Annotated in this window: 9 protein-coding genes; 2 read left to right on the top strand and 7 right to left on the bottom strand. The window is 72.9% G+C overall.

What is annotated here, in order from left to right; genetic code table 11:
• Nucleotides 1-92: 92 nt before the first annotated feature.
• From ABZV34_RS35120 to ABZV34_RS35095, 6 genes are all read right to left on the bottom strand, one after another.
• The gene (locus ABZV34_RS35120) at nt 93-851 is read right to left on the bottom strand and encodes a hypothetical protein (protein ID WP_356285980.1); all 759 of its coding nucleotides are present in this window, start codon (nt 849-851) and stop codon (nt 93-95) included.
• Between the two features lie 231 nt (nt 852-1,082).
• Nucleotides 1,083-2,879, bottom strand: coding sequence for a glycoside hydrolase family 15 protein (locus ABZV34_RS35115; protein ID WP_356285986.1), 1,797 nt, complete (start codon nt 2,877-2,879; stop codon nt 1,083-1,085).
• Nucleotides 2,880-3,081: 202 nt separating this feature from the next.
• Nucleotides 3,082-3,972, bottom strand: a complete 891-nt coding sequence (locus tag ABZV34_RS35110; RefSeq protein ID WP_356285983.1) for a DMT family transporter — start codon at nt 3,970-3,972, stop codon at nt 3,082-3,084.
• Between the two features lie 243 nt (nt 3,973-4,215).
• Nucleotides 4,216-5,487: a serine hydrolase domain-containing protein gene (locus tag ABZV34_RS35105; RefSeq protein WP_356285977.1), complete on the bottom strand. Its 1,272-nt coding sequence runs from the start codon at nt 5,485-5,487 to the stop codon at nt 4,216-4,218.
• Nucleotides 5,488-5,730: 243 nt separating this feature from the next.
• Entirely contained in the window at nt 5,731-6,720 is a 990-nt protein-coding gene (locus ABZV34_RS35100) for a LysR family transcriptional regulator (protein WP_356285974.1), read from the bottom strand.
• A 37-nt stretch (nt 6,721-6,757) separates the two neighbouring features.
• A complete protein-coding gene (locus ABZV34_RS35095) occupies nt 6,758-8,146 on the bottom strand; it encodes an aminotransferase class V-fold PLP-dependent enzyme (protein WP_356285971.1) in 1,389 nt (462 codons plus the stop codon).
• A gap of 383 nt (nt 8,147-8,529) precedes the next feature.
• Here ABZV34_RS35095 and ABZV34_RS35090 point away from each other — a divergent pair, with 383 nt between their 5' ends.
• Together ABZV34_RS35090 and ABZV34_RS35085 are read left to right on the top strand one after the other, a co-directional pair.
• Nucleotides 8,530-8,763, top strand: coding sequence for a hypothetical protein (locus ABZV34_RS35090; protein WP_356285968.1), 234 nt, complete (start codon nt 8,530-8,532; stop codon nt 8,761-8,763).
• Between the two features lie 248 nt (nt 8,764-9,011).
• Nucleotides 9,012-9,335 (top strand): acyl carrier protein, encoded by a 324-nt coding sequence (locus ABZV34_RS35085; protein ID WP_356285965.1) that lies wholly within the window; start codon nt 9,012-9,014, stop codon nt 9,333-9,335.
• Nucleotides 9,336-9,465: 130 nt separating this feature from the next.
• Here the strand turns inward: ABZV34_RS35085 and ABZV34_RS35080 are convergent.
• Nucleotides 9,466-9,890: AAC(3) family N-acetyltransferase (locus ABZV34_RS35080; protein ID WP_356285962.1), on the bottom strand; the 425-nt coding region annotated here is incomplete at its 5' end.

The following is a 9,890-nucleotide window of genomic DNA, read 5'->3' as shown; positions in this document are numbered from 1 at the left end:
GTGTGCGGCCCGCGGGGGCCGGGCACCCGGGTTCCCCCACCGGCCCCGCCCGGAGCCGGGGCCCCGGCTCCGGGCGGCACGGGCCGGGTGTGTCAGCCGGCCGGGTGGGTCCTGACTCCGTCGGCCTCGAAGTCGTAGACGGTCCGGTTGACGCGCAGGCCGTCGACGGCACCGATCCACATGTGGTCGCGGCCCTTGCCCACCGCCACGGTGTGGATGGTCGGCTTCTCGCCGCCGTCATTGAGCGAGGCCTTCAGCTGCGCGAACGTGCACTCGGCGGCCTGGTCGCAGGCGGTCTCGTTGCCCGTGAGGTACCAGTAGCCGGTCGAGGTGGCGTCGAGGTACGGGCTCCAGCGGCCCGTCACCGGGGCCGCGTCCGGCACCCACACCATCGTGGAGTAGTTGTCGCCCGGATGCGCGCTCACGTTCGGGTCGATCTCGAACCTGATGTTCGGCATGTTCTCCGTGCCTCCCGCGCCGACGTTCTCGCCGGTCTGGAAGACATGGAAGCCGACCTTGGTCAGGTCCAGCACCGGATCGCCGAAGAAGTCGACCTCGTTGCCGAAGTCGACCTTCTCGCTCTGGTCCGCCACCTCGATTCCCAGGCTTCCCTTTCCGTAGGGCGGCCTGGCGGAGGCTCCCTGGACGCCGAACGAGCCGTACGGGCCGTCGCGCAGCGCGGCGACGGGCGAGCCGATCGTGTTGCGGGTGATCACACCCCAGTGTTCCGAGTGGTCCCGGCCCGCGTCCGCGACGGCGGATGCGGGTCCCGGGAGGACCGAGGCGACGATGGCGGCCAGTGCGGCGGCCGCGAGCGTCTTCCCACGGCTCATGCCGAAGCGAGCGTTCACGCTCATTCCTTCCGGACAGCTGAAAGAACGGACAGGCGCCGCGCACCCGTGTCCGGTGACGCGACGCACGTCACCGTATATGACTCTCAGTAATGGACATGGCCGGCGACATGCGGCCCATATCCACCCGTTCGGTCATCGGCACGGAGAAGGCCGCGACCGTGTGTCACTTTCCGTGCCGGAGGAGGGGGCGGGACGGTCCCGCGGGCCGGGGGACGGCGGCGTCACCTTCTAGCCGAGTCTGCGGTCGAGGTTGAAGGCCGCGCTGATCAGGGCGAGGTGGGTGAACGCCTGGGGGAAGTTCCCCTGCTGTTCGCCCGTGTGGCCGATCTCCTCCGCGTACAGGCCGAGGTGGTTGGCGTAGGTGAGCATCTTCTCGAACGCGAGCCGGGCCTCGTCCAGCCGGCCCGCGCGGGTGAGCGCCTCGACGTACCAGAACGAGCAGATCGAGAACGTGCCCTCCTCGCCCTGGAGGCCGTCGGGGCTGGCCTGCGGGTCGTAGCGGTAGACCAGGGAGTCGGACACCAGGTCCTCGCCCAGCGCGTCCAGGGTGGCGAGCCATTTCGGGTCGGTCGGGGAGATGAACTTCGCCAGCGGCATCATCAGCAGCGACGCGTCGAGGATGGAGCTGTTCTCGTACTGGACGAAGGCACGGCGTTCGGCGGACCAGCCGTGGCTCATGATCCGCCGGTAGATCGTGTCCCGTACCTTGCCCCAGCGCACCATGTCGGAGGGCAGGCCGCGGTGCTGGGCCAGCCGCATCGCCCGTTCGATCGCGACCCAGCACATCAGCCGCGAGTACAGGAACGGCTTGCGTCCGCCGCGGGTCTCCCACACCCCCTCGTCGGGCTGGTCCCAGTGGTCGCACACCCAGTCGACGAGCTTGCAGATGCTGTCCCAGTGCCCGCTGGAGATGGGCTTGCCCCACTTGTCGTAGAGGTAGAACGAGTCGAGCAGTGCCCCGTAGATGTCCAGTTGCAGCTGGCCGACGGCGGCGTTGCCGACGCGTACGGGTGCCGATCCGCGGTAGCCCTCGAGATGCGGCAGTTCACGCTCCGACAGGTCACGGCGGCCGTCGATGCCGTACATGATCTGCAGGGGTCCCTCGGCCTGGGACGTGCTCACCGATTCGAGCCCGACGTTCTCGGTGAGGAAGCCCATGAAGGCCTCGGCCTCGGCGATGAATCCGAGCCTGAGCAGCGCGTAGACACAGAACGCGGCGTCGCGGACCCACACGTAGCGGTAGTCCCAGTTGCGTTCGCCGCCGATCTGCTCGGGCAGGCTGGTGGTCGGCGCGGCGATGATGGCGCCGGTCGGCGCGTAGGTGAGCAGTTTGAGGGTGAGGGCGGAGCGGTGCACCATCTCCCGCCAGCGCCCGCGGTAGCGCGACTGGGACAGCCAGTGCCGCCAGTAGCGCACGGTCGCGGTGAACTCCCTCTCCGCCTCGGCCACGGCGCAGAACCGCGGTGCCACGTCACCGCCGATCCGGTCGATGGTGAAGACGGCGGACTCGCCCTCGTGGAGTTTGAACAGCGACCACACGTCCGGGCCCGCGACCTCGATGGGCACCGTGGAGGTCAGCGCGAGATGGAGGGAGGCCGACTCGAAGACCGCCTGGCCGTCGTGGGCGTGCACGGTGTGGGGCACGGAACCGTAGTCGAAGCGGGGAGCGACGCGGGCCCGGAAGGGCAGTGTTCCGCGCACGCACACCACGCGGCGGATCAGCCGGTGCCGGTCGGCCTCGCGCGAGTCGTCGACGACCGGCATGAAGTCCTGGATCTCGCCGACCCCGTCCTCCGCGAAGAAGCGGGTGATGAGCACGTTGGTGTCGGGGAAGTAGAACTGCTTCGTGCGGGCGGGGACGTCCGCGGCCAGTTCGAAGGACCCGCCCCGCTCCGCGTCGAGGATCGAGGCGAAGACGCTGGGCGCGTCGAAGCGCGCGCAGCAGTACCAGTCGATGGTGCCGTTCGTGCCGACCAGGGCCGCGCTGCGCAGGTCGCCGATCAGGCCGTGTTCGGCGATCGGCAGGTAGGCGGGTGTGTCGGCGCCGCGGGGGCCGGGGGCACCGGGGCCGGGGCGAGGCCCCTCGGTCGCTCCGGTGTCGGTCGTCGCTTCAGCCACGTCAGCCTCCTCGGGCTGTCGGCCTGGCCACCCCCTGCCACTCCAGGCTAGCGAGTCCTCGGTACCTGGGCTTGGGGAGGCGGCGGGGCCGCCCGGGGCGGGGGCGGGATCAGGTCCGGCCGCGGTGGCGGGCGGGGGGTGCGCAGACCAGGGTCTGGGCGAGGGGGATCCGGGCCAGCTGGACCGCCCCGTACAGGATCAGGCCGGCCCCGGCGATCTCGGGGACCAGCCACCAGCCGGTGCGCACCTCCTCCGCGTACAGGGTGACGCCCAGGACGAGGCTGACCAGGGCGTCGCCGAGGGTGAGGGCGGGCTGGGAGGCGACCAGGGGGCCGGACTGGACGGCGTTCTGCAGCAGGAACAGTGCGCAGACCCCGGCGGCGGCGAAGGCGTAGGTCTGCCAGGCCAGGAAGAAGCCGGTGACACCGCCCGTCTGCCAGGCGTGGGTGGCGTCCTTGATGAGGGCCGCGGTGAGCGCGTAGCCGATGGCCGCGGCGCTGCCGAAGCAGGCCGCGCGGGCGCGTCCGGCGGGGCGGCGCAGCGCGATCCGGACAGCGGCCGCCATGACGCCCACACAGCAGACGATGGCCACCACCCAGCCGCCCGTGGCGGGCTGGTCGGTGCCGGCCGAGGGCGCCGCCGCGGCCAGTGCGACGCCCAGCCCGGCGGCGATGCACACCACGGCCGTCCAGCCGCGCCGGGTCACCCGCCGGCGCAGCACCAGGCCGCCGATCAGCAGGGCGAAGGGGAGTTCCAGGACGAAGATCGGCTGTACGACGGCCAGGGCGCCGTTGACCAGGGCCAGTGCCTGGAAACAGGCCGCCGCCATGACCGCGGCCATGCCGCCGAGCCAGGCAGGCCGGTGCAGCAGGTCGACGAACAGGCGGGCGCGGAAGCCCTCGGACAGGGGGACGTCCTGTGCGGCGCGGCGCTGGAGGACGGTGGCGGTCGCGTTGCTGGCGGCGGCCAGCAGGGCGAAGACGACGGAGACCACCACCATGCCCACCGGCCTGTCCCTCCTCGGTGTGTCCCGGCGTTCGCGTGTCCGCCGGATGCGGCCCGGCGTGGGGGCCGGTCATGCCCATGCTCCCGCGACGGCGCGGTGTCCGCCCCCCGACGGCGCGGCGCGTGACACCGAGGGGGCGGCAGCCCGCAGGGGCACTGGTTCACCGCCGCGCGTGCCGGTGCCGGGGCCGGTGGTGATGCCGGTGATGGTGATGGTGCCGATGGTGCTGGTGCGCGGTCAGCGGGCCGCGGGCTGTGCGGGCAGGTCGAAGACGTGTCCCGGTGAGACGATCTTCGTGACCGCCTCGCCGACGAGCGTGCTGGGCTCGGCGCCGTCGTGGCTGATGTCGGTGTTCAGGAGCACGACCAGGGTGGCCTGGGCCGACGGCAGGTAGACGGTCAGGGACTCGTAGCCCGGCATGGAGCCGTTGTGGCCGATCCAGCCCTGGACGTCGAAGATGCCCAGGCCGTACCCGGCGCCCGGGATCGTGGTGGGAAGCGTGGCCAGCCGCTGCTTCTGGGTGGCGGGGCCGATCAGGGTCGTGCCGTCGGGCAGGACCCCCGTGGCGACCGTGCGGGCCCAGGTGTGCAGGTCGTCCAGGTCCGAGATCATCGCGCCGGCCGTCCAGGCCCAGGAGGGGTTCCAGCCGGCGGTCTCCTCGACCGCGCCGCTCGCGGTCTGGTCGGTGTAGCCCTGGGCGTGCGGGGCCGGGAAGGCCGCGTCGGCCGGGAGGAGCGTGTGGTCCATGCCGGCCGGCGCGAGGACGTTCTCGCGGATGTAGTCCCCGGCCGGCATACCGCCGGCCCTCTCCACGACCAGGCCGAGCAGGATGAGGTTGGTGTTGCTGTAGGAGAACTTCCGCCCCGGCGGGAACTGCGGGGGGTGTCCGAAGGCGTAGCCGAGCAACTGCCGTGGGGTGAAGGGCCGTTGCGGGTCGGATGTGAGGGCCTTGAAGAAGGCCGGGTCCTCGGTGTAGTTGAACAGGCCGCTGCGCATCCCGGCGAGGTCCCGCAGCGTGATCCTGTCGCCGCCGGGCACGCCGTCCACGTAGGCGCCGATCGGGTCGTCCAGGCCCACCCTGCCCTCGTCGACCAGCTTGAGCAGTGCCGTCACGGTGAAGGTCTTGGTCTCGCTGCCGATCCGCGTGTACAGGTCCGGCGACATCCTGCGCCCGTCGCTCCTGTCGGCGGTGCCGAACGACCGTACGTAGGTGCCCTGGCCGTGCGTCCACAGCCCCACGGTCACCCCGGGCACGCCTGCCTCGCCCATGACCTGCCGCACGCTCGCGTCGAGTTGGCGGGTCACGGCAGGGGTGAGGGTGCGGACGCCGTCCGCCGCCGGGCCGGACGGTGAGGGGGGCGCGGCGGCGTGGGTGGCGTCGGCGGCGGCAGGGACGGAGGCGGTCGCGGTCGTGCCCAGGGCGGTGCCGCCCGCGGCCGCCGCCATGAGCGCTCCCACCACGGCGGCGGTGACGGCTCCCCTGCGCAGACGGGTGCCCGAGTGGGTCATGGGCTGACTCCAAGCACGTGAGGACCGGGGCAAGCACATGCGGACCGGCCCGGTCGTCGCGGACGGGGGCCACGCGACGGGCTGCGGTGCGCAGCGGTGCCGTGGGACACGGGGCTCGGGGTCCTGTCCTCCTCAGGATAGGAGGGCCGGGGGGCCGTCGCCCGTCGGGCGGTACGGCCCCCCTGAGCGGCACCGGCGACCGGGCGGCGGCCTGTTCGGCCGCCGGGTCCCGGACGGTGTGGTTCAGAAGCTGTGCGTGGACTCCGCGGCGAGGGTGCGGTCGGCGTCGGGGAGCCAGGAGTCCGGCGGCCGTTCGAGCCAGTCCCCGGCCGTGCCGAGGGCTTGGGCGGCGTCGGCGAGAGCTCTCACTCCCGGGTGGCGAAGGCCGCGGCGCCAGACCAGGGAGACGGGGGACAGAGGCACCGGGTCGGTCAGGGGACGCCGGGCCATCTCCGGAACGTCGGAGAAGTCGACGTTGGCCAGAACCGACCAGCCGTGCTTGCGCATGACCCGCCGGAACTCGGCCTCGCCCTCGATCTTCGGGAAGGGCGGCGCCAGGCCGATACCGCGGCCCGCGAACAGGGCGCGCGCGTAGTCCGTCCATTCGGTGGTGTCCTCGTTGCCCGCGGCGGCGTACACGGTTTCGCCGGCGAGCGCGGCCAGCGGAACGTGCGGCAGGGCGGCCAGCCGGTGTTCCGGGGGCAGGTGCACCGCCAGTCGGTCATAGCGGATCAGCCGGTGTTCCAGACCGGCACGGACGGCCCTCGGCAGCCCGGCGACACGGCCGAAGGAGACGTCGAGCCGGCCGTCCGCCATCTCGGCCGCCGCCCGCGTCAGGCCACTGTGGAAGCGGGAGACGAACTCCAGGCCGGGGGCCGCTTCCCTGGCCGCCGCCAGTACGCGTGGCCCGGTGGAGCCGTGGAGCGCGACGTCGACGATCAACGGGCGGGCGCTCCCCCCGGCCGGGGTCTGCTCCAGTTCCCGGCCCAGCTGTTCCTGGGCGGCCAGAACGTGCCGCACGAGGGGCAGCAGCCGCTGCCCCTCGCGGGTCAGGGCCACATGCCGGGTGTCCCGCTCGAACAAGGCCCTGCCCCACACCCGTTCCAGGTGCCGGATGTCGCGGCTGAGCGCCTGCTGCGCGACGAACAGCCGGGCGGCGGCCCGGGTGAAGTGCAACTCCTCGGCGACGGCCACGAAGGCGCGCAGCAGCCTGGGGTTGATGTCATGACGCACGCCCCCATTCTCACCGACCCGTACGGGCGTTGCGGGGTCAGGGCATGGGGCACAGGGTCAGGTGGCGGCGGGTGGGCGGAGGGGGGCCGGCCGGGCGGGCGGGGATCGGCGCAGCGGGAGCGGTGTGGCGGGCGGCCGGGCGGGGGCCGCCGGGGTGCGGGCGTTCCTCGCGGACGACGGCCTGGAGGGCGTCGCCGAAGCGGGTGATGTCGTCGGGGGTGGTGTCGTGGTGGAGGGACGCGCGCAGGGCGGTGCCCGCGGGGTGGTCCAGGAGCGGCATCTCCTGCGCGACCGTCTTCCACAAGGCGACGCCGCGGGCCGCGAGTTGCCGGCGCACGAGCGCGGCGGGCAGTTCCCGGTGGCGGAAGGCGAGGATGCCGGACTGGACCAGGCCGGGCGTGATCAGTTCGGTGCCGGGGGTCTCCTCGACGGCGGCGCGCAGGGCGGGCAGCAACCGCGGCCCGTCGTGTCCGGCGGGCCCGGTGAGGGTCGCCGTGTGGTGGGCCAGGGCCGCGTTGAGGCCCGCGACGGCCGCGTTCTGCGGCGGCGGGCGGTGCGCGGCGGCCTCCTCGAACGTGTCCCGCAACCGGGGTGCCAGGTAGGCGAATCCGACGTCGTGGGGGCCGCGCAGGAACCGCCAGCCGTCGCCGGTCAGCAGATGGCAGCCGGTACGGGCGGCGTCCACGCCGAGCTGGCCGACCGCGTACGAGGCGTCGACGGCGTACAGGCACCGGTGCGGGGCGAGGATCCGCCCGATGGCCTCGACCGGGTTGACGATGCCGCGGCCGGAGGGGACGTGGACGACCGAGACGAGGGCCACGTCGTCGTCGATGTGCCGGGCCATCCACTCCAGGTCCAGGTCTCCGTCCTCGCGCAACGGGACGACCTCGAGCCGGCAGCGGCTGCGGTCGCGCAGGGCGTACAGGGCGGTCAGGTTGGCCACCCCCTCGTAGGGGGTCGTCCAGATCCGGTCGCCGCGGCCGGGGCCGAGGCCGCGGACCAGCGCGTCGAAGGCGGTGGCCGCGTCCGTGACGACGGCGGTGTCGGCGGCCGGGACGCCGAGCAGCGCGCCGAGACGGTCGTGGATCTCGGTGCGCAGGACGTGTGCGAGGTGTTCCTCGAGTTCGTGCGGCCCGTAACGGTCCTCACGGGCCGCGCAGTCGGCGACGAGTGCGCGTACGGCGTCGGGCATACGGCCCCGGCCTGCCGAGTCCAGATGGACCGTCCGGCCGCCCGGACCACCCGCTTCGCTCCGGCCGTCCCGGCTGCTGCGGCTGGTGCGGTCACTCCGGCCACTCCCGTCCGTCCGGCCACTCCCGTCCGTCCGGTCACTCCGGTCCGTGCTGTCCGTGCGGTCCGTGCTGTCGCTGGTGGGCGCGTAGTCCCTTCGGTCCTTCTGATCCGTGGATGACGGCGTCGCGTTCATTTCCGGGGCCTCCCCCCGCTGTCGGGGCCATCGGCTGCCAGGACGCGGGGGCCACTGTGCCCGACCCGCCACGAACAAGCATTGCCAACGTGCTTGGCAATATGTTGCCTAGCGTGGGGGCGAAGTGGCAACGCCGGCTCCGGCGGCGCTCTAGCGAAGGGGCCGCGAACGCGCTGTTCACCCTCACGGAATCGGCCCCGATCGGGCCTGGAAACGGGGTTGTTGACAAGTTTTGCCAGGCATCCGCGCAGGCAGTCCCCCGTCTCTCGCGGGTCTCCAGCCCATCTCCAGCGAATGCCGAGCGGATCCCGAGTTCGCGTTGCCAAGCTTCTTGGCAAGAAGTTACCAACGCAGATTCGCTTCATTGCCACGGAGGAGCCGTCATGAAGAACATCGCCCGCATCGCCGTCACCGCCGCCGCCGTCGCCTCCGCCGTCCTCACCGCCGGGGGCCTCAGCGCTGCCGGCTTCAGCGGTGCCGCGCAGAGCATCGGCTGGCCGAAGACGGCCACCACCGTCGCGGCCACGGACGGCATCGGCTGGCCCAAGGCGGTCACCACCGTCGCGGCCACGGACGGCATCGGCTGGCCCCTCGCGGCCGGCAGCGCGGCCGTCTGACGGGCACGGATGCCGTAACAGACCACCGACCCGCTGGACCCGCCGCACCCGGCCGGGCCCACCGAACCAACCGAACCAACCGAATCTTGAGGCCCCCGCCGGCAGTGCCGTGGCGGGGGCTTCGGTCGTGTGCCGGTCGACCGCGGCGGCCGGCCTGAGCAGGTGTCCACGGCGGCTCGAGCGGGATCCGGCACGGTGCTGCTCGGAGCACCGCTTCACCTCTCCCGTGTCCGGAAGGAAGTCGCCCGATGGCCCACGTACCGTGGAACGCGAAATTCGAGGACGTACTGCGCCAGGGCCTGCCGGGGCTCGGCAAGGACAAGGAGCCCGCGGCCGACGTTCCGATGGAGGCCTACGGGCTGGACTCGATGGCACTGATCGGCATCGTCGGCGCGCTGGAGTCGGTGTTCCGGGTCAGTCTGGCCGGCCAGGTCGTCATCCCCGTGCACACCCTGACCGCCGGCCAGTTGTGGGGCATCCTCTCCGCCACGCTGCAGCCGGCCTGGGACGAGAGCCGGCCCTCGACGGCCGGCCGGCGTACCCGTGACCTGGGTCCCTGGGCCGTCGCCTGACCCCTGCCGGACACCCCGGCGGCGCACCGCCGCTCCCCCGGACACTCCCGGCAGCATCCGCGACAGCACCCCGGCGCCGGTGACGGTGCCGGGAACAGCCGAAGACAGCCGGGAACAAGGCCCCCGCCGGTCACAACGCCGTGGCGGGGGCCTCCCGTACGCCGGTCATGTTCGGTGCCACATCCCAGGCGCTCAGGTCGCGGTGCCGCTCCAGCCAGCCGCAGGCCACGTCCACGAGTCCGGCGACCGGGCACAACAGGGCGCGGGCGGCGGCGAGGGGGCCCTCCCGGACCAGACCCGCGCGGGCGGCCCGGTCGCCGATGCGCGCGTAGTCACCCTCGTACATTGCGAGTTGGTCGCTGTCCTGCCAGACGGTGGCTCCGTCGGCTCCCGCGCGCGGCACCCGCATGCGGTGGACGCGGCGCCCCGGGTAGGGGGTGAGGTGTTCGGCCAGGTGCAGGACGGTGCACTTGTCCCAGCCCACTCCGATCAGCAGGACCTTCGCGGCCGCACCGCCCAGCGCGGTCAGCGGGCTGCGCGCGCCCAGGCCGTAGG

This window comes from Streptomyces sp. NPDC005195, assembly GCF_040608315.1.
GTDB lineage: Bacteria > Actinomycetota > Actinomycetes > Streptomycetales > Streptomycetaceae > Streptomyces > Streptomyces kaempferi.
Note: the sequence above shows the minus strand (reverse complement) of the source record. Positions and strands in the feature narration are given on the sequence as shown.

What these genes read in the sequence shown, in the direction of transcription:
- ABZV34_RS35110 (WP_356285983.1), bottom strand. Translation starts at nt 3,972, where the DNA reads ATGGTGGTGGTCTCCGTCGTCTTCGCCCTGCTGGCCGCCGCCAGCAAC.
- ABZV34_RS35105 (WP_356285977.1), bottom strand. Translation starts at nt 5,487, where the DNA reads ATGACCCACTCGGGCACCCGTCTGCGCAGGGGAGCCGTCACCGCCGCC.
- ABZV34_RS35095 (WP_356285971.1), bottom strand. Translation starts at nt 8,146, where the DNA reads ATGAACGCGACGCCGTCATCCACGGATCAGAAGGACCGAAGGGACTAC.
- ABZV34_RS35090 (WP_356285968.1), top strand. Translation starts at nt 8,530, where the DNA reads ATGAAGAACATCGCCCGCATCGCCGTCACCGCCGCCGCCGTCGCCTCC.
- ABZV34_RS35085 (WP_356285965.1), top strand. Translation starts at nt 9,012, where the DNA reads ATGGCCCACGTACCGTGGAACGCGAAATTCGAGGACGTACTGCGCCAG.